Raw genomic sequence first — 21,453 nt, forward strand, 5'->3', positions numbered from 1 at the left:
CCGAAGGTATAGTGGGGGCCTTGCACAGCGACAATGGCGATCGGCGAAAATGGCCTTTTTTGGAGCTTGCGGATTGTGCCCATGTTTGGCAATCGTTCATGCTTCGTGCTCGAAGGCTGGTGTACGCTCGAGGGATCGAATTCGAGTCTTGGAAGCGCATTGCATTGCGGTATCGCACCGGGACCCGTAGACTGAAGTGCTCCAGGCTGATGCGGCCGCATAGTGACGAGGACAGTGGATGAGCGCCGGAGCCTTGACCAGGGATAACGAAGTTCCAAATGCCGACCGGCAGCGATGGCTGGCCCTGGCTGAAAAGGCGCTCGCCGGCGCATCTTTCGAGGAAAAACTGGTCTCGCACACCGATGACGGCATCCGCGTGGAACCGCTTTATGAGCGCGCGGCGGCGGCCGAGCCGATCGTGCGCGCCAACCCCGGATCGCCGTGGATCGTCAGCCAGCGCATCGACGATCCCGACATTGGTCGCGCCAAAGCCCAGGCGCTGGAGGACGTCGCGCAGGGCGCGACGGGATTGTCGCTCGTCTTCGAAGGTGCCCCGAACGCCTTCGGCTACGGCCTGCCGAGAACGGCGCAGGCGCTGGAGACGGTTCTGGACGGCATCCCGTTAAACCGCGTCCAGATCCGGATCGACGCCCACCCATGGAGCCGCCCCATGGCCGACTGGCTGGTGGCGTTCCTTGGCAAGCGCCGCTCCGATCCGGCAAAGCTCAACCTCTCCTTCGGCATCGATCCGGCGGCGATCCTGGCCGGAACCGGCCGGTTGCGCATGTCGATCGAGGCGCTGCAGGAATCCATGCCGCAATCGCTGGCACATTTCTTTTCGATGGGCGTGCCCGGCGTGCTGCTCGAGGCGGATGGGCGGGTGTTCCACAATGCCGGCGCCACGGAGGCGCAGGAGCTTGGCATCATGCTCGCTTCGGCCGTCTCCTATCTCAGGATGTTCGAGAAAGCGCGGCAACCGCTCGTCTACGCAGCGCCCCATATCGGGTTTGCGCTGAGCGCCGACCAGGATCAGTTCCTGTCGATGGCCAAGGTCCGGGCCTTGCGCAGGCTGTGGGCTCGCGTCCAGGAAGCCTGCTCGATCCCGACTTCGACGGCCAATATTCACGCCGAGACGTCGTTTCGGATGATGACGGCATTGGACCCGGAGACCAACATCCTGCGCACGACGATCGCCTGCTTCGCCGCGGCGGCGGGCGGAGCCGATTCGATCGCCATCCTGCCGCACACCGTCGCGCATGGCCTGCCGGCGCCTTTCGCACGCCGCGTGGCCCGTAATGCGCAGTTGATCATGGCCAATGAAAGCCACATCGATCAGGTCGCCGATCCCGCCTGCGGCTCCGGTGGCGTCGAAGCGCTCACCGCTGGCCTCTGCGAAGCGGCCTGGTCCGAGTTGCAGGCGATCGAGGCCGAGGGCGGCGTGCTGTCCAGCCTTCAGGACGGACGCATACAGGAACGTGTTCGCACCGCCGCCGCCCAGCGTGCTGCCGCCTTCCGATCCCGCGAGCGCGCCATCGTCGGCGCCACGCTCTATCCGCAGAAAACCGAGCGCGCTGTCGAGACGCTGGCCGCGGAGCGGCGACCTGCGTTCACGGAAGGCATCGTCATGTGCGAGCCGCTGTTTCCGGTCCGCATCGATCAATCGATCGGAGCCGCTTCTTGATTCCGGATTTCAGCCAGGTCGGCTGGGCGCCGCCGCGGCGGGCGCCGGTCGAGATCAAGGGCCAGCGGATGACGCCGGAAGGCCTTGCCGTCAAACATCTGTACAATCAGGGCGACCTCAAGGGGCTGCCGCAACTCGACACGTATCCGGGCATGCCGCCCTTCGTGCGCGGACCCTATCCGACCATGTATGTCCAGCAGCCGTGGACGATCCGGCAATATGCCGGTTTCTCGACGGCGGAAGAGTCCAACGCCTTCTACAGGCGCAATCTTGCCGCCGGCCAGAAAGGCCTGTCGGTCGCCTTCGATCTCGCCACGCACCGCGGCTATGACAGCGATCATCCGCGGGTGGCCGGCGATGTCGGCATGGCGGGTGTGGCCATCGATTCCATCCTCGACATGCGCCAGCTCTTCGACGGCATTCCGCTCGGCGAGATGACGGTGTCGATGACCATGAACGGCGCGGTGCTGCCGATCATGGCGCTCTACATCGTGGCGGCCGAGGAACAAGGGGTTGCGCAGAAGGATCTCGCAGGGACCATTCAGAACGACATTCTGAAGGAGTTCATGGTCCGCAACACCTATATCTATCCGCCGAAGCCCTCGATGCGGATCGTGTCGGACATCTTCTCCTACGCATCCAGGCATATGCCGAAATTCAACTCGATCTCGATCTCCGGCTACCATATGCAGGAGGCCGGCGCGACGGCGGACCTGGAGCTCGCCTATACGATTGCCGACGGAATCGAATATGCCCGCGCCGGCGTCGCGGCCGGGCTCGACATCGACCGCTTCGCCCCGCGCCTGTCCTTCTTCTGGGCTGTTGGCATGAACTTCTTCATGGAAGTCGCCAAGCTCAGGGCGGCGCGGCTTCTGTGGTCGAGCCTGATGATGAAGAATTTTGCGCCGAAGGACGAGCGTTCGCTGTCCTTGCGCACCCACTGCCAGACCTCCGGCTGGTCGCTGACGGCGCAGGATCCCTACAACAACATCATCCGTACGATGATCGAGGCGATGGCCGCCACACAGGGCCATACACAATCGCTGCACACCAATTCCTTCGACGAGGCCATGGCGCTGCCGACGGATCATTCGGCCCGTATCGCCCGCAACACGCAGCTGATCCTGCAAAAGGAATCCGGCACCACGCGCATCATCGATCCGTGGGGCGGTTCGGCTTATCTCGAGAGGCTGACGCATGATCTGGCAGCGCGTGCGCTTGCCCATATCGAGGAGGTCGAGGCGCTCGGCGGCATGGCCGCGGCCACCGAGAAGGGCATTCCCAAGCTGCGCATCGAAGAGGCGGCCGCCCGCACCCAGGCGCGCATCGATTCAGGCGAGCAGGTGCTGGTCGGCGTCAACGCGCACCGGCCCGGTGCGGATATCGAAGTCGACGTCTTGAAGATCGACAATGCCGAGGTAAGAGCCCGGCAGCTATCGAAGCTGCAGCGGCTGAAGGGCACGCGCGACGTCGCGGTGCTCGAGAATGCGCTCGCAGCGCTCTCCCGCGCGGCCGCGAGCGGCGAGAACCTGCTCGAATTCGCCATCCACGCCGCGCGCGCCAATGCGACGGTCGGGGAGATTTCGCTGGCGCTGGAAAAGGTCTTTGGCCGCCACATCGCGTCGGTGCAGACGATTTCCGGCGTCTACCGCCAGGCGCTCGGCGACAATCCGGCCGTCGACCGGCTGCAGGAGAAGATCGGCGCGTTCGAAAAGAAGACCGGCGGCAAGCCGCGCATCCTGGTCGCCAAAATGGGACAGGACGGACATGACCGCGGCCAGAAGGTGATCGCCACAGCCTTTGCCGACCTCGGCTTCGACGTCACCGTCGGCGCCATGTTCCAGACGCCGGAGGAGATCGCGAAGCTGGCGGTGGAGCACGACGTTCATGTCGTCGGTGCCTCATCGTTGGCAGCAGGACACCTCACGCTCATCCCCGAACTCAGGGATGCGCTGAAGAGGCTCGGCCACAGCGACATGCTGATCGTTGCCGGCGGCGTGATCCCTCCGCAGGACTATGATGCCGTGCTGCAAGCGGGTGCGGCGGAAATCTTCCCGCCCGGTACCGTGATCCCGCAAGCAGCGGAGCGGCTGATCGACCGGCTGCTGGCGTCCTGAGTTATCGGCAACGACTGTGTCCGAGCCTTCCTCCCATTCGTAAGTTATAATTTCTGTTGCAACAACACAGCGATCGAGTTATAATCGGCGTTGCAACAGGGCTGATCCAGCATGAACACCACCATTCGCAAGATCGGCAATTCCGAAGGTGTGATCCTGCCCAAGGAGCTACTCGACCGCCTGAATCTCAAAGCCGGTGATCAGCTTCAGGTTCTCGAAACGGACAAGGACATCGTCCTCAAACCGGTCGACGATAGTTTCGAGCGGCAGATGGAAGCTGCTCGCAAGGTCATGGACAAGTACAAGGTCGCGCTCCAGAAGCTCGCCGAATGAACTGGGAGTTCCTGTCGCGCCGCGCGGTGGAGGCGATGCATGCCGAACAATTGCGCCGGCATGGCGGCGCACAAGGTTTGCGGGATGAAAATGCACTTGAATCGGCACTGGCCCGGGCCGAGAACAAGGCTAATTACGGCACTCCGTCGATTGCAGATCTTGCAGCAGCCTATGTCTTCGGCATTGCCAGAAATCATGCCTTTGTCGACGGCAACAAACGCACGGCTATTGTCGCCGCCGGCGCCTTCCTGATCGTCAACGGTCACGTCCTGACGGCGGACAACGGCACGCTTTATGAATTCGTGATGGCTATCGCCGCCGGCGAGATCGATGAAGCGGGTGCCGCCGCATTTTTTCGCGACCACATCGTGAAGACCGAGGACTGATGTTGGGGTTCAGCCGCCCGCGCTCAGCTTGACGATTTCCCATTCCTTGCCATTGACGGTGGCGACATCGCCGACCTTCTTGCCAAACAAAGCAATCGCCATTGGCGATACATGGGAAATGCTGCCTTTCGATGGGTCAGCCTCGTCCTCGCCGACGATCTTCCAGTGCACCTTCTTGCCGTCGTCGGCTTCGAGCGTGGCGCCCATGCCGAAGCGGATGACGTCGCTCCCGGGCTCGGGCACCGAAAGCTCGGCACTTTCGCGCCGCGCGGTCCAATAGCGCAGGTCGCGAGATACCAGTGCGATGCGCTCGCGGTCTCCACGCCGCTCGGCTTTGGCCAATATGTCGCGCAGATCGGCCAGATTCTCGTCGATCATTGCCAGGCCACGCTCCGTCACCAGGTTGCGGTGTTGACTGATCGGCCGTTCGCCGACGCCTGCGATGGCGTTTTCGCTGTCTTCCTCGCGGGTAAAGGCTCTGCTCATTCCTTGAACTTATGCCCGCCCTCACGACTTCACAAGTCATTGCCCTCGCCGGGGACGCAGGTGCCTGACTGGCACGAATCCTGCCACTAGACGGGCAAAAGCCAGGACCTGTGCCGATGTTGAACAGACGCAAGCTGCTTGTCCGGACAGCCGGTTTTGCCGTGTTCGGGCTTTCGCTGGGCAAGGCAGCCGCCGCGAGCTTGCCCGGCGTCGAGAAAGCCTCGATGCGCGGATCGATCAACGCCGCCGAGCTTGGCGTGCAACCCGGCACCTTTGACGATCAGAGCAAGGCTTTCGCCAAGCTGCTGCGCGAGGCCAGCGATCGCGACATGCCGGTTTTCCTGCAGCCCGGCACCTATGTCGTGTCCAACCTGACGCTGCCCGGCCGGGTGCGCCTTACCGGCGTGCCTGGCGCAACGCGCATCGTCTATGGTGGCGACGGCCACCTGTTCATGGCCGAACAAGCCGATCACATCGAGCTCAGCGGCCTGGTCCTCGACGGCTCAAACCGCTCGATGGGCGACTACGCGCAAGGACTGCTCGATCTGCGCCGCGTGGCGCATCTCATCGTCGATAATTGCCAGATAACCGGCAGCGGCAAGAACGGGCTGGCGCTCGAGCACGCGGCGGGCCGGGTCGAGCGCACGGAAATATCCGGAGCGGCGGACGCCGGCATCTATTCGGTCGAGGCCGCAGGGCTGGCGATCACAGGCAACACCGTCTCCGACTGCGCCAATGGCGGCATCCTCGTGCACCGCTGGCAGGCGGCGGAGGACGGCACCATCGTCACCGGCAACCGGGTCGAACGCATCGCGGCGCGCGGCGGCGGCACTGGCCAGAACGGCAATGGCATCAATGCCTTCCGCGCCGCCAACGTGATCGTCTCCGGCAATATCGTTTCGGACTGCGCATTCTCCGCCATCCGCGCCAACAGCGCCAGCAATCTGCAAGTATCGAGCAACACTTGCATGCGTTCCGGCGAAACGGCGGTCTATTCCGAATTCTCGTTCGAGGGCGCCGTTATCAGCAACAACATCGTCGATGGTGCCGCCAACGGCATCTCGATCGTCAATTTCAACGAAGGCGGACGCATGGGTGTTTGCTCGGGCAACATCGTGCGCAACCTGTCGACATCAGGCCCCTACCCCGCCGACCCGCCGGGATTCGGCGTCGGCATCGGCGTCGAGGCCGACACCACCGTGTCCAACAACGTCATCGAGAACGTGCCGCTCTACGGCATGTCGATCGGCTGGGGACCGTATCTGCGCAACGTCGTGGCCACCGGCAACATCATCCGCAAAGCGGGCACCGGCATCGTCGTCAGCGTGGTCGACGGTGCCGGAACCGCCATCATCTCCGACAATGTCATCGACGGCGCACGCAATGGCGCCATTGTCGGGCAGCGCTGGGCCGATCCGGCCACGGGCGATCTCGCCGCGTCAGCCGATACCGGCTTTCCGCATCTGACCGTCGAGCGCAATCACGTCAGTTGAGAAACGTCTGTCTCAGGCCAGTGCCGCCGTCGGCCTGAGCGCACCGACCGTGGCGCCTATCCGGCTTTCGATGGGTGCATTCGCCATTTCGAGCAGCTTCGCCGCCAAAACCTCGTCCGCGCGCAGCAGTCGGGCGATGATTACGGCCACCATGGATTCGGCGGCCCGGCCGGCACCATCATCGCATTTGAGTGCGATGCCGAGGCCAAGCTCGGGAAGCGCCGCGCAATGGACCCCTTCGGCGCCGCCCTTCGCAAATATTCGGCCAGGCGCCGCCTGCATCAGCGCGAGATCGGCGCGGCCTGTGCCGGCGACGAAGAACGGCTCGGCCATGCAAGCCGACAACAGTCGCTTTGCCGCCCTGGCGCGCCCGGGCGCGAAGCCCCTGCCGGTCACCATGCGGGCAAAGCCAAGCGCAAAACTCCTGAGCGGCACCGCGTAGGTCGGGATCGAACAGCCATCGGTTGCGCGTTCGTCGGCGCCGTGGCGAGCTCCTGTCACCGCCTGCATGGCGTCGCGCACCATTTCCTGCAAGGCGTGATCCGCCCTGACATAGCCTTGAGGCTCGATGCCTGAATGGACGCAGGTGCAAAGAAAGCCGGAATGCTTGCCGGAGCAATTGTTGTGCAAGGCGTTCGGGGAACCGCCTGCGCGGGCGAGTGCGATCGTCGCGTCGTGGCTCGACGGCCAATGCGCGCCGCATTCAAGCGCCGACCCGTCCAGCCCGGCCCTGGCGAGCATCGACCGCGCCAGTTCGACGTGGGCCGGTTCGCCCGAATGAGAGGCGCAGGCCAGCGCCAGTTCGCGGTTACCGAAGCCGTAGGCATCGGCAGCACCGCTTTCGACCAGCGGCAGCGCCTGGATCGCCTTGACCGCGGAGCGCGGAAACACCGGCCTCGATGTGTCGCCGATCTCGAGAACCGGCCTGCCATCGGCGTCGAAAACCGCGACCGCGCCTCGGTGCGCGCTCTCGACGATGGCGCCACGCAGAACTTCGATCAGAACCGGATTTGTCATGTTGCCCCCGCGGATGCGGGTCGCTTTTACCGAATCCGATCGAGAATGGAAACGTAGTTGGCGACCGCCGCGCCGCCCATGTTGAAGATGCCGCCAAGCTTGGCGTTGGGCACCTGGATGCCGCCGGCCTCACCGACGAGCTGCATGGCGCTCAGCACATGCATCGACACGCCGGTGGCGCCGATCGGATGACCCTTCGCCTTCAGGCCGCCGGACGGGTTGACCGGCAGCCGCCCGTCCTTTGCGGTCGTGCCGTCCAGCGCCAGCCTCGCGCCCTCCCCAGGCTTCGCCAGGCCCATGGCTTCATATTCGATCAATTCGGCGATGGTGAAGCAGTCATGCGTCTCGACGAAGGAGAGATCATCAAGCGTCACGCCGGCATTCCTGAGCGCCCGGCTCCAGGCCTGCTCGCAGCCTTCGAAGGTCAGGATGTCGCGCTTCGACATCGGCAGGAAATCCTGCACGTGCTCATTGGCGCGGAAGGTGACGGCGCGGCGCATCTTCAGTGCCGTCGCTGTGTCGGTGAGGACGAGAGCGGCGGCACCGTCGGAGACAAGCGAGCAGTCGGTGCGCTTCAGCGGGCCAGCGACGAAGGGGTTCTTCTCGCTCTCCTGGCGGCAGAATTCGTAGCCGAAATCCTTGCGCATCTGCGCATAGGGATTGTCGACGCCGTTCTTGTGATTCTTGGAGGCGATCATGGCAAGCGCATCCGACTGGTCGCCGTAGCGCTGGAAATAGGCTTGTGCGATCTTGCCGAAGACGCCGGCAAAGCCGGCCGGTGTGTCGCCATCCTCGGGCAAATAGGAGGCTTTCAGCAGGTTCCTGCCGATCTCGGGGCCGGGCGTCGTCGTCATCTGCTCGGCGCCGACCACCAGCACGATGCGGGCGGCATTGGCATCGATGGCGCGGACGCCTTGCCGGACAGCGGCCGAACCGGTGGCGCAGGCGTTCTCGACGCGCGTCGCCGGCTTGAAGCGCAGCCGGTCGTCGGCCTGGAGGACAAGGCTGGCGGTGAAATCCTGTGCGGAAAAGCCGGCGTTGAAATGTCCGAGCACAATCTCGTCGACGTCGTCCGGGCCAATGCCGGCATGGTCGAGCGCCTCGGTTGCCACTTTGACGATCAGGCTCTCCAATGTTTCGCCTTCAAGCTTGCCGAAGCGCGAATGCGCCCAGCCAACGATGCATGCGGTCATGGCAACCTCCATTTGCCGCGGATCCTAACACGTCATATCGCGGCCTGAGCACTCAATATTGTTCAATAATGAACCGTTTTCCAGTCCGCGGGATGAGCCAGAGCCGACAATCGGTTGTTGTTTGGGCTGAATTTTTGTTGATTGACCCGTCAATAAAAAATAATCTTCACCGAAACAATGGGAACAGCATGCCGAAAGTCGGAATGGAGCCACTGCGCCGCAAAGCGCTCATCGACGCGACGATCTCGGCGATCGGCGAGCGCGGCTCGCTTGACGTGACGATGTCGGAGATCGCCGGGCGCGCCGGCGTGTCGTCGGCGCTGGCCCATCACTATTTCGGCGTCAAGGATGAGCTGCTGTTCGCGACGATGCGGCATATCCTGGCCGAACTGACCACAGACATGCGGCGCGCGCTTCAATCCACCGGTTCCCCACGCGAACGCGTCTCGGCGGTCGTGGCCGTCAACTTCTCCGAGATCCAGTTCCGTGCCGAAACGATCGCCGCCTGGCTCGCCTTCTATGTCGAGGCGCAGAAATCGGCTGCGCTGCGCCGGCTGCTCAGAATTTATGCGCGGCGGCTGCATTCGAACCTGATGAGCGGGCTGGCCGGCATCCTGTCCCGAGCCGAGGCCGACCGCGTCGCCGAAGCGACGGCGGCGATGATCGACGGGCTCTATATCAGGCGCGCGCTCAAGGACGGCGTGCCCGATGCCGCGACCGCGATCGCATTGGTCGAGGACTATCTCGAAACGAAACTCAGCGGACGGCAGACGCAGTGACACGCAAGCACCCTAACTTCCTGATCGTCATGGTCGATCAGCTCAACGGAACTTTCTTTCCGGACGGGCCGGCTGACTTCCTGCACGCGCCGCATCTGAAGGCGTTGGCCGCCCGCTCGGCGCGCTTCCGCAACAATTACACCGGCTCGCCGCTCTGTGCGCCGGGCCGTGCCTCGTTCATGAGCGGCCAGTTGCCGTCGCGCACCGGAGTCTATGACAACGCCGCCGAGTTCGCCTCGTCGATCCCGACCTTCGCTCATCATCTGCGCGCCGCCGGCTACCATACTTGCCTGTCGGGCAAGATGCACTTCGTCGGGCCGGACCAGTTGCACGGCTTCGAGGAACGGCTGACCACGGACATCTACCCCGCCGATTTCGGTTGGACGCCGGATTATCGTAAGCCCGGCGAGCGCATCGACTGGTGGTATCACAATCTGGGTTCGGTGACCGGGGCCGGCATTGCGGAAACCACCAACCAGATGGAATATGACGACGAGGTCGTGTTCCTCGCCACGCAGAAGCTCTACCAGCTTTCGCGGGAGCAGGATGATGAGGAGCGCCGGCCCTGGTGCCTGACCGTTTCGCTGTCACATCCGCACGACCCCTATGTCGCGCGCAAGCAGTACTGGGATCTCTACGAAAATTGCCAGGCGCTCGACCCGGAAACCAATTTCATTGCGTATGACGAACAGGATACGCATTCGCAGCGGCTGTATGTCGCCAGCGATTATCCGTCGTTCCAGATCACCCCTGAGCAGGTGCGCCGTTCGCGGCGTGGCTATTTCGCCAATATTTCCTATGTCGACGACAAGCTCGGCGAGCTCCTGGACGTCCTCAAGCGAACGCGCATGCTTGACGACACCACCATCCTGTTCTGCTCCGACCATGGCGACATGCTCGGCGAGCGCGGCCTATGGTTCAAGATGAGCTTCTTCGAGGGCTCGGCGCGGGTGCCGCTGATGATTGCCGGCAGGGGCGTTGCGGCCGGGCTGATCGAAGCGCCGGTTTCCAATCTCGACGTGACGCCGACGCTTTGCGACCTCGCCGGCATCGACATCGATGCCGTCGCGCCATGGACCGATGGCCAATCGCTGCTGCCTCTGATCGACGGTGAGCGGCGCAGCGCGCCTGTGCTGATGGAATATGCGGCTGAGGGTTCATACGCGCCTCTGGTGGCTATCCGCGAGGGCCGATACAAGTTCGTCCATTGCGAGCTCGATGCGCCGCAACTGTTCGATCTCCAATCCGATCCGCTGGAGCGGGAAAACCTCGCGGCCGATCCGGCCAACGAACCGCTGGTCGCGGCGTTCATGGACAAGGTGCGGGCGCGCTGGGACATGGCCGCTTTCGACGCTGCGGTGCGCGAAAGCCAGGCGCGCCGCTGGGTCGTCTATCGGGCGCTGCGCAACGGCGCCTACTACCCCTGGGATTTCCAGCCGCTGCAGAAAGCGTCCGAGCGCTACATGCGCAACCACATGAACCTCGACACTCTCGAGGAGAGCAAGCGGTATCCGCGAGGCGAATGATGACTACGCTTGTCCCCTCACTCGACCACCTGCAGCAAGCCTATGCGGTCACCGCCAAGGCGACGCAGATCACGCCGCTGCTGGAATCGGCGGCGCTCGCCAGGGAAACCGGCGCCGCTCGCGTCTTCGTCAAGGCGGAATCGCTGCAATGGGCGGGATCGTTCAAGGTTCGGGGCGCCTATTGGCGGCTGAAGCGGCTGTCGCCCGACGAAGCCAAGAAGGGCGTCGTCGCTTATTCTTCCGGCAATTTCGCGCAAGGACTGGCGGCTGCGGGCCAGGCGCTCGGCATTCCCGTCACCATCGTCATGCCGATCGACGCTCCGGCCGCCAAGCGCGACGCCACAGCAGGCTACGGCGCGCGCGTGGTGCTTACCGATCACGGCGAGCGCGCGCGTGAGGAAGTCGCTGCCGCTAAGGCGCGCGAGATCGCCGAGACCGAAGCGCTGACATTGCTGCATCCCTTCGACGATCCGGAAATCGTGGCCGGCCAGGCAGGTGCCGGGCTGGAGGCGCTGGAGCAGCTTTCTGCCAAGGGCGCGAAGGCGGACGTGCTGTTCTGCTCGGTCGGCGGCGGCGGCCTGATCGGCGGCGTTTCGCTCGCTTTCCACTATCTGTCGCCGGCCACAGAAATCATCGGCGTCGAGCCCGAAGGTTTCAACGGCATGGGCGCCTCGTTGGCGCATGGCAGCATCGAGACCATGCCGCTCGCCCCGAATTCGATCTGTGACGGGCTGATGTCGCGGCGGCCCGGCGACGCGCCGTTCGCGGCGGTCAGAACCGCCGGCGTTCGCGGCATCACTGTCGACGACGCCTTGGTGCGGCGGGCAATGAAAATCGCCTTCGAGCGGATGAAGCTGGTGCTTGAGCCGTCCGGAGCTGCCTCGCTGGCGGCACTGCTCGGCGGCAAGGTGGATGTGGCCGGCAAGACCGTCCTTGTGGTGGCTACCGGCGGCAATGTCTCGCTCGCCGATTTCATCACGCATATGAACGATGGGCGCATATGAACAATGCTTGAAGCGGATTTCGTCATCATCGGCTCCGGCTCCGCCGGCTCGGCCATGGCCTATCGCCTGTCAGAGGATGGCAAGCACTCGGTCATCGTTATCGAATTCGGCGGCTCCGATATCGGGCCGCTGATCCAGATGCCATCGGCGCTGTCGATCCCGCTCAATATGAGCCTCTACGACTGGGGTTTTGCCAGCGAGCCCGAGCCGCATCTCGGCGGCCGCGTGCTGGCGACGCCGCGCGGCAAGGTGATCGGAGGCTCGTCCTCGATCAACGGCATGGTCTATGTGCGCGGCCACGCCCGCGACTTCGACCACTGGGCCGAACAGGGAGCCGCCGGCTGGGGTTTTGCAGACGTGCTTCCTTATTTCAAGCGCATGGAAGATGCGGATGGCGGCGAGGACGGCTGGCGGGGCCATGGCGGGCCGCTGCACGTGCGACGCGGCACGCGGAAAAATCCGCTCTATGGCGCCTTCGTCGAAGCGGGCCGCCAGGCCGGCTTCGAACTGACCGACGACTATAACGGCTCCAGGCAAGAGGGGTTCGGCCCGATGGAGCAGACCATTTTCGGCGGCCGCCGCTGGTCGGCGGCATCAGCCTATCTGAGGCCGGCGCTCAGGCGCAAAAACGTAAGCCTGGTCAAGGGCTTTGCGCGACGGGTGATCATCGAGAATCAACGCGCCATCGGGGTCGAAATCGAAGCTCGCAAACAGATTCAAGTCGTTAAGGCGCGACGTGAGGTGATCGTCGCGGCATCGTCGATCAACTCGCCGAAAATCCTGATGCTGTCGGGCATCGGGCCTGCGGAACATCTCAGGGAAAACGGCATCGCGGTGGTGGCCGATAGACCCGGCGTCGGCCGCAACCTGCAGGACCATCTGGAACTTTATATCCAGCAGGAATCGACAAAGCCGATCACGCTGAATTCGGTGCTCAACCCGTTTTCCAAGGCGATGATCGGGGCGCAGTGGCTGTTCTTCAAGACCGGCCTTGGCGCCACCAATCATTTCGAGGCGGCGGCCTTCGTGCGCTCGCGCGCCGGGGTCGACTATCCTGATATCCAGTACCACTTCATCCCGGCGGCGGTGCGCTATGACGGCAAGGCGGCGGCGAAGTCGCATGGTTTTCAGGCGCATGTCGGGCCAATGCGCTCGAAATCGCGCGGCTCGGTGACACTGCGCTCGCCGGACCCGAATTCGAAACCGGTGATCCACTTCAACTACATGTCGCATCCAGACGACTGGAGCGAGTTCCGCCACTGCATCAGGCTGACGCGCGAGATTTTCGGCCAGAAGGCCTTCGACGGCTTCCGCGGCCAGGAAATTTCGCCCGGCAGCCACGTGCAATCGGACGACGACCTCGACATCTTCATCAGGGATCACGCCGAAAGCGCCTATCATCCCTGCGGCACCTGCCGGATGGGCCGCGCCGACGAGGTCACGAGCGTCGTCGATCCGGAATGCCGCGTGATCGGCGTCGAGGGCCTGCGGGTAGCCGATTCCTCTATCTTCCCGCGCGTCACCAACGGCAACCTCAACGCGCCGTCGATCATGACTGGCGAGAAGGCTTCCGACCACATTCTCGGCCGCACGCCGCTGGCGCCTTCCAACCAGGAACCATGGATCAATCCCCGCTGGCAGGCGTCCGACAGATAGAGCATGATCGTGCAACCGCACGATCGGCATGCCGCTAAGACGATTTGGAGAAGCCCATGCGCGCCCAGCCAACGGCATCGCACTATGTCAACGGACGCTACATAGACGACGAGCAAGGCGCGCCACTGCCGGTCATCTATCCGGCAACCGGCGAGACCATCGCCCTGCTGCGCTCGGCGACGCCGAACGTGCTGGAACTCGCCATCGAGGCTGCGCGTGCCGCGCAACCGGCTTGGGCGCGGCTGAAGCCGGTGGAGCGCGGCCGCATCCTGCGCCGCGCCGCCGACATCTTGCGCGCCCGCAACGCCGATCTTGCCCGCCTCGAGACGCTCGACACCGGTAAGGCGATTCAGGAAACGCTGGTGGCGGATGCGCCATCGGCCGCGGATTGCCTGGAATATTTCGGCGGCGCGGTTGCAGCTTACAATGGCGAGGCTGTCGATTTGGGCGGGGCCTTCGCCTACACGCGGCGCGAGGCGCTCGGCGTTTGCGTCGGCATAGGCGCCTGGAACTATCCAATCCAGATCGCCGGCTGGAAATCCGCGCCCGCGCTCGCCATGGGCAACGCCATGGTGTTCAAACCATCGGAAAACACGCCATTGTCGGCATTGGCCCTGGCCGAGATCTACAGCGAGGCAGGCCTGCCCGACGGGCTGTTCAACGTCGTGCAAGGCTATGGCGATGTCGGCGCCAGCCTGGTCAGCCACGATGTCGTGGCCAAGGTGTCGGTGACCGGCTCGGTGCCGACCGGCCGCAAGGTGCTGTCGCTCGCCGGCTCGAAGATGAAGCACGCGACGATGGAACTCGGCGGCAAGTCGCCGCTGATCGTCTTCGACGACGCCGATCTCGAGAATGCCGTCGGCGGCGCCATGCTCGGCAATTTCTATTCGACGGGGCAGATCTGCTCCAACGGCACGCGCGTCTTCGTCCAGAAGGGCATCCATGACCGCTTCGTCGACCGGCTCGTCGAGCGAACCAAGAAGATCCGCATCGGCGACCCACTCGATGCCGAAACCCAGATGGGCCCGCTGGTCAGCAAGGCACAGCAGGAGAAGGTCGTCTCCTACATCGCGGCGGGCAAGCAAGAAGGCGCCACGCTCGCCTGCGGCGGCAACGTGCCTTCGCTGCAAGGTTTTGAAGGCGGCTTCTTCGTCGAGCCGACGGTGTTCACCGGGGTGAGCGACAGCATGCGCATCGCGCGCGAAGAAATCTTTGGGCCTGTCATGAGCGTGCTGAAATTCGACGGCGAGGACGAGGTGGTCGAGCGCGCCAACGACACTGAGTTCGGTCTCGCGGCCGGCGTGTTCACGCGCGACCTGTCGCGCGCCCACCGCGTCATCGCCGAGCTGCGGGCCGGCACGTGCTGGATCAACACCTACAACCTGACCCCGGTCGAAATCCCCTTCGGCGGTGTCAAGCAATCCGGCATTGGGCGAGAAAATTCACTGGCCGCGCTGGCGCTCTATTCGCAGATGAAGGCGGTTTATGTCGAGACCGGGGATGTGGTCAGCCCTTATTGAGCAAAATGTCGTCGGGACAGCGCCTCTTTCTCAGCCGCCCTTCTCGGCAGTCCCATCCAGATACTGCGTGAGCGCGCACACGAGATGATAAAAAATGCTGGCCGGCACATCTGATGCCCGCGAGCGGCCGCGCTCGTCGACGCGGTCGATCCACAGACCCAGCGGCGCCGGGTCGATGTGCCAGCGGAACAGCCGGCCTACGCGTTCCTCGATCTCCGGCTTGAGATCGGGTCCGCCAGAACCGTCCAACGCAATCGCCGCCTTGACCGCTTCGGCCTGTGGCCAACTACGCGAGACCAGGTCCAGCGGCAGACCCTGCCGGGAGACGGCGCCATACGCAAGGCCTGTGGCGCGGTTGAGGCCATTGGCGATGGCCGAGGCATAGAGTTTCCTGGCGAAGCCACTCAGTTCGGCCTGGCCGCTAAGAGCGGCGAAATCGACAAGCAGCGCGGCCCATTCGAAATGATGGCCGGGCTCGGTCCAGGTACCCTTCTCGCCCGCCACGGGCCTCCAGCCGGCGTCGAAATATTCACCCAGCGTCCAGCTTTCGGGATCGAAGAAGTGGTTGCGGAACAGGTCGATGATGCGTGCCGCGCGGCGCAGATAAGCGCGCTCGCCTGTCGCCTCGTGCCAGGCGAGGAAGGCTTCCAAAAAATGCATGTGCGGATTGGAGCGCCGCTCGCCCTGCCCGTCCGAGGTTTCGAGAAAGCCGGTCATGCGGCTATCCTCGAGATGGGCATCGAGGAAGGCGAAGGTCTCTTCGCCGAGCCGCAGCGCATCCGGATGGCCCGACATGTGGGCATGCGCCAGCGCCAGAAGCACGCAGGAATGATCGTAGGCGTCCTCGACCGGGTCGGCGACCGAACCGTCGATGTCGAGGGTACGCACCCAGCCGCCCCTTGCCGTTCGGCCGCTTCCGGCCATGAAGTCGATGCCGTGGGCGATGAGCCGGTCGGCCGGGCCGTCCCAGCCGCGTTGCTTGGCGACCGCAAAGGCGTAGACCTGGCGGGCCTGCGTGCGCATGCGCTTGGGCTTCATCAGCGGCGTGGCGTCGAAGCCAAGAGCCTCGTGGAATCCGCCATAGCGTTCGTCGACGCCTGATGTCGACCACAGCGGAAGCGTCTCCTGAAACAGCCAGTGATGGACGCGGCGACGCCAAGCGCCGCTTTCGATGACCCGGTCGTGGGCAGGCGTGAAGCGGGTTTCCAACCGGCCGGATTTTTCGAGCTGCTCGACGATCTTCTTGACGTGCTGGCTATGGCTGACCGGGGCGACGAAGGTAGCGTCCGATGTCGAGACGATGGCGACATCTCTCATGCCGATGGCCGACAGCAGCCGGCCATCGCTGCGAATGTAGGAATTCTCGCAATCGATGGCGACGACGTCGCCGGCGATGACATTGCCTTGGCTATCGGCAGGCCCGACATCGAGCAGCGACTGCCAGGAGCCGAGATCGTTCCAGCGAAAGCTGGCCGGCACCATGGCGATGTCCTTTGCCCGCTCCATGATGGCATAGTCGATCGAGACCGAAGGAATGGCGCCGTAGAGGTCCAGCGGCATGTAGAAGCCGGAAAGGTCCGATGTCGCAGCCTTGTAGGCAGCTTCGGTCGCCTGCCAGATCTTCGGCTCGAAAGCTGCGAAAGCATCACGCATGGCGCCGGCGCGAAACAGGAAGATGCCGGTGTTCCAGTGGAAATTGCCGGCTTCGAGATAGGCCTGGGCGGTGGCAAGGTCCGGCTTTTCGACGAAGCGCGAGACATCGAACACGCCTGCTCTTTCGGCGGCGACTTCGATGTAGCCATAGCCGGTCTCCGGCTGTGTCGGCTTGAGGCCGAACACCACCAGCCGCCCGGCGCTGGCAGCGGCGGTGCCCGCCTCGACGCTCTGCCAGAATTGCCGCGCGGTCGAAATCTCGTGATCGGACGGCACCACCAGCACCAGTTCGTCACCGAATTCGGCGAGCGTGCGCAGGCTTGCCAGCGCCACCGCCGCGGCGGTGTTGCGGCCGGTAGGTTCGAACAGCGGCCCACCGCCGGCAAGGTTTATGCCGGCGAGATCGGCATGGACGCGCTCGGCATGGCGTTCGGAAGCGATCATGAAGATGGGCGTATCGCCGCTGGGCCGTGACGCCAGCCGGCGCAAGGTCTTTGCCAGCATCGAGCCGTCGCCCGAAAGGTCGTGGAACTGCTTGGGATTGTCCTCGCGCGACAGCGGCCAGAGCCGCGAGCCGACGCCGCCGCTCATGACGAAACTGACGATGCGCTGGCTCATGATGCCCTTGTCAAAAGATCTGGTTGTAGTCGCCGACTTCCGGACTACGGCGCAGCACCGCGTCGAACGTCTGCCGGCGCCGCTGCGACGATACCGGGCTCTCCACCACCACGACAAGCTCCGGCAATCCGAAACTGTTGGGCCGTGCTTCGCCAACGATCCTGGGGGTCAAGACTGGAAATCTCCGGGCGGCTGGAAACACAAATCGCGCAAACGTTTGCCGGGGCCCTACCACGGAAGCCCTTTAAGCGGCGTTTATTCGAGGCGCTGAAACAGGCTCGCGAAGAAAGCTGGCGAAATGCGACAGAAGTGCTGCCATTGACGCTTGCAGGAACCAGATGCGGCGGCTATAAGCCCGCGGTCTGGTCACGGAGTGTAGCGCAGCCTGGTAGCGCACCTCGTTCGGGACGAGGGGGTCGCAGGTTCAAATCCTGCCACTCCGACCAGAAAAACAAAGCGATACGCGTGTTTGTTGTTCCCGCCGCAGCGGCTCGATGTTTGATCGTCGCCTGCTCCAATTCATCGCTTTACGCAATTCCGGACGGAAAAACCGCTGCGCACTTTTCCTGGAGTTGGTTTAGCTGACGCGTTCTATGAGTTCGATTGCCGCTTTGGTGACGTCGGCGGCGTCAAGCCGTTGAACGCAATAAACGCCCCCTGCATTGCCCACCTTGCAGAGGCCCGGCGCTATGCACTTGCATGGCATCGGAGGCTGCAGCGTACGGTTGGGAACGCCAAGAGGCCCCCAGATGTCAGGTTGGGTCAGACCGAACAGGCCAACGACGGGCGTTTTCATGGCCGCGGCCAGGTGCATGGGTCCGCTTTCGTTGCCCAGGAAGATCAGGGCCTCGCCCAGCAGGGGCAAAAGGGTGGTCAGGGGTGCCTGGCCAACGAGATTTACGATCGGCGATGTTGCCGCATCCAACACCTTGCCTGCGATACCTGCCTCGTCCGGGCCGCCAACGATGACCGCCCGCAGACCCTTTCGACGGTAAATCTCTCCCAGGACCGATGCGAAACGGTCAGGCTGCCAGCAACGGCCTGGGAAACTGGCGCCGGCATGGACGGCGACAAACGACTTCGTTTCCAGTTCGTGTCGGGCAAGCAGCTGCTTTGCCTGACGCGAACCGGATTCGGTTGGCTTGAGGGACGGAATAGGATCGGTCACAGGAATGCCAAGGGCAAACAGCGGCGACAGGTACCGATGCAGATAATGCTCGCCGCCATGGCCGTATGTGGCGGCAAAGATGTTGGCGCTTTGGCGCTCCCAGAATTTCAGGGGCTGCTCCGATGGAACATAGCCTACGCGAAAAGGCGCCTTGACGAAGCGCATCACAAGCCGTGATGTCTTGGAGTCGGACAGATCGATGATAAGATCATAATCCGACTTCCTCAGATCGTGCAGGAGCCTGGTCATTCCGGACGTGCGCTCGAAAGGGGAGCCGCGCATTTTGCCGCGATCGAGCGAAACCACGCTGTCGGCGATGCCTTGCTCCAGAACGAATTTCGCCAGCGCCGCCTGGCATAGCATGGTGATCGTCGCGTTCGGAAACTCTGCCCGCAGATGCCTGACCAGAACCGAAGTTAGAACAACATCCCCGATAAACTTCGTCTGATTTATGAGTATTGATTGTACGTTGCCAGCCTTCGGCAGCGCCTTTGCCGGCTCTTTTGAATTCTTGATCCAACTTTTCATGGAATGACTATTCCATTTCAGCCAAAAAGAATCCAAAATTTTCGACAAACGATCGATGTAGGCAATAGCCGCGCAATGACAAGCTCGTTCTGTCCGCTGATATAGGATATCGCCTCAGCCATCAACCAACCAGGAATATTTGTCAACGCAGATGGGGCTCGCAGGCTCTCTTTCAAGGGTTCCGCCGAGGTCGAACTCGTGTCCGTCGTGAATGTGAATGACCCCGGTTCGTTTCGGCGTACGCACGCATGCGGACATATCGGAGGGTGGCCATGGTCGCTTACGCTGGAGTAAGGTCGTGGACATGAAATTGCATTCGACCCCCAGCAGGCCGTTCATCCCCGTGCTCCTCCTCGCCCTTGTCGGAGGCTGCGCGTCGACCAGCGGATCGATCGATCCGGCGAATTACGACAAGATGACATGCGCCGAACTGAACAGCGCCATAGGCGAAGCCGCCAAAGGCATCTCGCAGACAGCCATCACGCGGGGCAAGGTCGCCAGCACCAGTGTTCCGAGATGGCTGCTGGGCGGCTCAAGCGTCAAGGCCGCCGTCGCCAATCGCGAAACGACCAGGATCGATCGGCTGAAGCAGCAGCAAACGGCCATGGCCGCCGCCAGGGCGCGCAAATGCCCAGGGCTGGCGAGTTGAGCTGAGGCGCCGCTGCCGGGCTCGCCTCACGCACTCAAGCGAAACCGCGTGACATCGATTGCGGCGCTCATCAGCGTCTGCGTGTAGCCGGCCTGCGGATTGCTGAAAATGTCTTCCGTCGGCCCTTCCTCGACGATCTTGCCCTGCTTCATGACGATGATGTAGTCGGCCATGGCGCGCACCACGGCGAGATCGTGGCTGATGAACAGATAGGACAGCTCATGATCGGCCTGCAGCTTGCGCAGCAACTCCACGATCTGCTTCTGCACCGAGCGGTCGAGCGCCGAGGTCGGCTCGTCCAGCACCACCAGCTTGGGCTTGAGGATCATGGCCCGGGCGATTGCGATGCGCTGGCGCTGGCCGCCTGAGAATTCGTGCGGATAGCGATTGCGCGAATTGGGATCGAGGCCGACTTCACGCAGCGCCTCGACGGCGCGCTGGTCGCGCTGCTTGCCCGAGAGGTTCGGTTCATGCACCAGCAACCCTTCGGTAATGACCTGGCCGATGGTCATGCGCGGCGACAGCGAACCGAACGGATCCTGGAAGACCAGCTGCAATTGGCGCCGCAGCGGCCGCATCGTCTGGCGGTCGGCGGTCGAGATATCGCGGTCGCCGAAGCGGATCACGCCATCGCTCGGCAACAGCCGCAGCAAAGCGCGGCCAAGCGTCGATTTTCCAGAGCCTGATTCGCCGACGATGCCGATCGTCTGATTGCGCCTCAGCCTGATCGAGATGTGGTTGACGGCGCGCAGCATCAGCGGTTCGCCGGCCAGAAAGCCCCCGCCGATACGGAAGGTGACCTCGACGTTTCTGCCTTCGAGCAGGACGGGCGCATTGGCCGGCGGCGGCGCCTTGGTTCCGGTCGGCTCGGCCGCCAGAAGCATCTTGGTGTAGGCATGCTGAGGACTGGCGAAGATGGCTTGCGCGTCCCCCTCCTCCACCACCTCACCGGAGCGCATGACATAGACCCGGTCGGCAAAGCGCCGGACGATGCCGAGATCGTGGGTGATGAAGACGATCGCCATGCCGAGCTTGCGCTGCAGCTCGGCCAGAAGCATGAGGATCTGCGCCTGGATGGTGACGTCGAGCGCCGTCGTCGGTTCGTCGGCAATCAGGATGTCGGGATCGTTTGCCAAAGCCATGGCGATCATGACGCGCTGGCGCTGGCCACCCGACATTTCGTGCGGATAGGATTTCATGCGCCGTTCGGGATCGGGAATATGCACCAGCCTGAGCAGGTTGAGCGCCTCCTCGCGCGCTTGCGCCGCATTCAAGCCCCGATGCCGGCGAATCGGTTCGATCAGCTGGTTGCCGATCGAATAGAGCGGATCGAGCGAGGTCATCGGCTCCTGGAAGATCATGCTGATCTTGCGGCCGCGGACCTTGTTCAACTCGGATTTGCTTAGCGCCAGAAGATTGCGGCCGCGATAATCGACACTGCCGGTGGCTTCTCCATTGGAGGCCAGCAGGCTCATCGCCGCCATCATCGTCTGGCTCTTGCCGGAGCCGGATTCGCCGACCACGGCGACGGTTTCGCCCGCCTTGACCTGGATGTTGATGCCTTTCACCGCCTCGACCGCGCCGTCGAGGGTGCGGAAGCGCACGCGAAGATCCTTTACGCTGAGAATGGTCTCTGCTGCGTCCAT

General features: G+C 63.4%; 18 protein-coding genes and 1 tRNA gene. 12 read left to right on the plus strand and 7 right to left on the minus strand.

Annotated features, from left to right (window positions below; genetic code table 11):
- Nucleotides 1-238 precede the first annotated feature (238 nt).
- The 4 genes from FJ949_RS07805 to FJ949_RS07820 all read left to right on the plus strand — a co-directional run bounded on the left by FJ949_RS07805 (nucleotide 239) and on the right by FJ949_RS07820 (nucleotide 4,517).
- Nucleotides 239-1,681, plus strand: coding sequence for a methylmalonyl-CoA mutase subunit beta (locus FJ949_RS07805; protein WP_140494764.1), 1,443 nt, complete (start codon nucleotides 239-241; stop codon nucleotides 1,679-1,681).
- Nucleotides 1,678-3,798: a methylmalonyl-CoA mutase gene (gene scpA, locus FJ949_RS07810; RefSeq protein WP_140494766.1), complete on the plus strand. Its 2,121-nt coding sequence runs from the start codon at nucleotides 1,678-1,680 to the stop codon at nucleotides 3,796-3,798. Before FJ949_RS07805 ends, scpA begins: the two co-directional genes overlap by 4 nt.
- Nucleotides 3,799-3,909: 111 nt before the next feature.
- Nucleotides 3,910-4,131, plus strand: coding sequence for an AbrB/MazE/SpoVT family DNA-binding domain-containing protein (locus FJ949_RS07815; RefSeq protein ID WP_140494768.1), 222 nt, complete (start codon nucleotides 3,910-3,912; stop codon nucleotides 4,129-4,131).
- Nucleotides 4,128-4,517 carry a type II toxin-antitoxin system death-on-curing family toxin gene (locus FJ949_RS07820; RefSeq protein ID WP_140494770.1) on the plus strand — a complete coding sequence of 130 codons (390 nt, stop codon included), beginning with the start codon at nucleotides 4,128-4,130 and terminating at the stop codon, nucleotides 4,515-4,517. The genes FJ949_RS07815 and FJ949_RS07820 overlap by 4 nt, the downstream gene beginning before the upstream one ends.
- 9 nt (nucleotides 4,518-4,526) lie before the next feature.
- Here the strand turns inward: FJ949_RS07820 and greA are convergent, their stop codons facing one another.
- A complete protein-coding gene (greA, locus tag FJ949_RS07825) occupies nucleotides 4,527-5,003 on the minus strand; it encodes a transcription elongation factor GreA (protein WP_140494772.1) in 477 nt (158 codons plus the stop codon).
- Between the two features lie 116 nt (nucleotides 5,004-5,119).
- Between greA and FJ949_RS07830 the strand changes: the two genes are divergently transcribed.
- Nucleotides 5,120-6,496, plus strand: coding sequence for a TIGR03808 family TAT-translocated repetitive protein (locus FJ949_RS07830; RefSeq protein ID WP_140494774.1), 1,377 nt, complete (start codon nucleotides 5,120-5,122; stop codon nucleotides 6,494-6,496).
- A 12-nt stretch (nucleotides 6,497-6,508) separates the two neighbouring features.
- Here FJ949_RS07830 and FJ949_RS07835 read toward each other — a convergent pair whose 3' ends face one another.
- Nucleotides 6,509-7,513 (minus strand): asparaginase, encoded by a 1,005-nt coding sequence (locus FJ949_RS07835; RefSeq protein WP_140494776.1) that lies wholly within the window; start codon nucleotides 7,511-7,513, stop codon nucleotides 6,509-6,511.
- A 26-nt stretch (nucleotides 7,514-7,539) separates the two neighbouring features.
- Nucleotides 7,540-8,706 (minus strand): acetyl-CoA acetyltransferase, encoded by a 1,167-nt coding sequence (locus tag FJ949_RS07840; RefSeq protein WP_140494778.1) that lies wholly within the window; start codon nucleotides 8,704-8,706, stop codon nucleotides 7,540-7,542.
- 188 nt (nucleotides 8,707-8,894) lie between these two features.
- Here FJ949_RS07840 and betI point away from each other — a divergent pair, with 188 nt between their 5' ends.
- Genes betI through betB form a run of 5 tightly spaced genes read left to right on the plus strand, consistent with a single transcriptional unit; the run spans nucleotide 8,895 to nucleotide 15,191 of the window.
- Nucleotides 8,895-9,485 carry a transcriptional regulator BetI gene (gene betI, locus FJ949_RS07845; protein ID WP_140494780.1) on the plus strand — a complete coding sequence of 197 codons (591 nt, stop codon included), beginning with the start codon at nucleotides 8,895-8,897 and terminating at the stop codon, nucleotides 9,483-9,485.
- Nucleotides 9,482-11,011, plus strand: coding sequence for a choline-sulfatase (betC, locus tag FJ949_RS07850; protein WP_140494782.1), 1,530 nt, complete (start codon nucleotides 9,482-9,484; stop codon nucleotides 11,009-11,011). The genes betI and betC overlap by 4 nt, the downstream gene beginning before the upstream one ends.
- Nucleotides 11,008-12,015, plus strand: coding sequence for a threonine/serine dehydratase (locus FJ949_RS07855; RefSeq protein ID WP_140494784.1), 1,008 nt, complete (start codon nucleotides 11,008-11,010; stop codon nucleotides 12,013-12,015). The genes betC and FJ949_RS07855 overlap by 4 nt, the downstream gene beginning before the upstream one ends.
- Before the next feature lie 3 nt (nucleotides 12,016-12,018).
- Entirely contained in the window at nucleotides 12,019-13,671 is a 1,653-nt protein-coding gene (betA, locus tag FJ949_RS07860; RefSeq protein WP_140494786.1) for a choline dehydrogenase, read from the plus strand.
- A 56-nt stretch (nucleotides 13,672-13,727) separates the two neighbouring features.
- Nucleotides 13,728-15,191 (plus strand): betaine-aldehyde dehydrogenase, encoded by a 1,464-nt coding sequence (gene betB / locus FJ949_RS07865; protein WP_140494788.1) that lies wholly within the window; start codon nucleotides 13,728-13,730, stop codon nucleotides 15,189-15,191.
- 30 nt (nucleotides 15,192-15,221) lie between these two features.
- On the opposite strand, the gene FJ949_RS07870 is transcribed toward betB, so the two are convergent.
- Nucleotides 15,222-17,462 (minus strand): AGE family epimerase/isomerase, encoded by a 2,241-nt coding sequence (locus tag FJ949_RS07870; RefSeq protein WP_140494790.1) that lies wholly within the window; start codon nucleotides 17,460-17,462, stop codon nucleotides 15,222-15,224.
- Nucleotides 17,463-17,472: 10 nt separating this feature from the next.
- Nucleotides 17,473-17,634 carry a hypothetical protein gene (locus tag FJ949_RS30270; RefSeq protein ID WP_181165182.1) on the minus strand — a complete coding sequence of 54 codons (162 nt, stop codon included), beginning with the start codon at nucleotides 17,632-17,634 and terminating at the stop codon, nucleotides 17,473-17,475.
- 197 nt (nucleotides 17,635-17,831) lie between these two features.
- On the opposite strand from FJ949_RS30270, the gene FJ949_RS07875 reads away from it, so the two are divergent.
- Nucleotides 17,832-17,908 (plus strand) — tRNA-Pro (locus tag FJ949_RS07875).
- A gap of 131 nt (nucleotides 17,909-18,039) precedes the next feature.
- Here the strand turns inward: FJ949_RS07875 and FJ949_RS07880 are convergent.
- Nucleotides 18,040-19,158 (minus strand): glycosyltransferase family 9 protein, encoded by a 1,119-nt coding sequence (locus tag FJ949_RS07880; RefSeq protein WP_140494792.1) that lies wholly within the window; start codon nucleotides 19,156-19,158, stop codon nucleotides 18,040-18,042.
- A gap of 304 nt (nucleotides 19,159-19,462) precedes the next feature.
- On the opposite strand from FJ949_RS07880, the gene FJ949_RS07885 reads away from it, so the two are divergent.
- Nucleotides 19,463-19,807, plus strand: a complete 345-nt coding sequence (locus tag FJ949_RS07885; RefSeq protein ID WP_140494793.1) for a hypothetical protein — start codon at nucleotides 19,463-19,465, stop codon at nucleotides 19,805-19,807.
- Between the two features lie 26 nt (nucleotides 19,808-19,833).
- Here FJ949_RS07885 and FJ949_RS07890 read toward each other — a convergent pair whose 3' ends face one another.
- Nucleotides 19,834-21,453 (minus strand): ABC transporter ATP-binding protein, encoded by a 1,620-nt coding sequence (locus FJ949_RS07890; RefSeq protein ID WP_140494795.1) that lies wholly within the window; start codon nucleotides 21,451-21,453, stop codon nucleotides 19,834-19,836.

Source organism: Mesorhizobium sp. B2-4-1, from assembly GCF_006442185.1.
Taxonomy (GTDB): domain Bacteria; phylum Pseudomonadota; class Alphaproteobacteria; order Rhizobiales; family Rhizobiaceae; genus Mesorhizobium.

Bases quoted from the DNA above. Each gene is read 5' to 3' on its own strand.
- FJ949_RS07805 (WP_140494764.1), top strand. From the start codon at position 239: ATGAGCGCCGGAGCCTTGACCAGGGATAACGAAGTTCCAAATGCCGAC.
- FJ949_RS07815 (WP_140494768.1), top strand. From the start codon at position 3,910: ATGAACACCACCATTCGCAAGATCGGCAATTCCGAAGGTGTGATCCTG.
- FJ949_RS07820 (WP_140494770.1), top strand. From the start codon at position 4,128: ATGAACTGGGAGTTCCTGTCGCGCCGCGCGGTGGAGGCGATGCATGCC.
- greA (WP_140494772.1), bottom strand. From the start codon at position 5,003: ATGAGCAGAGCCTTTACCCGCGAGGAAGACAGCGAAAACGCCATCGCA.
- FJ949_RS07830 (WP_140494774.1), top strand. From the start codon at position 5,120: ATGTTGAACAGACGCAAGCTGCTTGTCCGGACAGCCGGTTTTGCCGTG.
- FJ949_RS07835 (WP_140494776.1), bottom strand. From the start codon at position 7,513: ATGACAAATCCGGTTCTGATCGAAGTTCTGCGTGGCGCCATCGTCGAG.
- FJ949_RS07840 (WP_140494778.1), bottom strand. From the start codon at position 8,706: ATGACCGCATGCATCGTTGGCTGGGCGCATTCGCGCTTCGGCAAGCTT.
- betI (WP_140494780.1), top strand. From the start codon at position 8,895: ATGCCGAAAGTCGGAATGGAGCCACTGCGCCGCAAAGCGCTCATCGAC.
- FJ949_RS07855 (WP_140494784.1), top strand. From the start codon at position 11,008: ATGATGACTACGCTTGTCCCCTCACTCGACCACCTGCAGCAAGCCTAT.
- betA (WP_140494786.1), top strand. From the start codon at position 12,019: ATGCTTGAAGCGGATTTCGTCATCATCGGCTCCGGCTCCGCCGGCTCG.
- betB (WP_140494788.1), top strand. From the start codon at position 13,728: ATGCGCGCCCAGCCAACGGCATCGCACTATGTCAACGGACGCTACATA.
- FJ949_RS07870 (WP_140494790.1), bottom strand. From the start codon at position 17,462: ATGAGCCAGCGCATCGTCAGTTTCGTCATGAGCGGCGGCGTCGGCTCG.
- FJ949_RS07880 (WP_140494792.1), bottom strand. From the start codon at position 19,158: ATGAAAAGTTGGATCAAGAATTCAAAAGAGCCGGCAAAGGCGCTGCCG.
- FJ949_RS07885 (WP_140494793.1), top strand. From the start codon at position 19,463: ATGAAATTGCATTCGACCCCCAGCAGGCCGTTCATCCCCGTGCTCCTC.
- FJ949_RS07890 (WP_140494795.1), bottom strand. From the start codon at position 21,453: ATGGACGCAGCAGAGACCATTCTCAGCGTAAAGGATCTTCGCGTGCGC.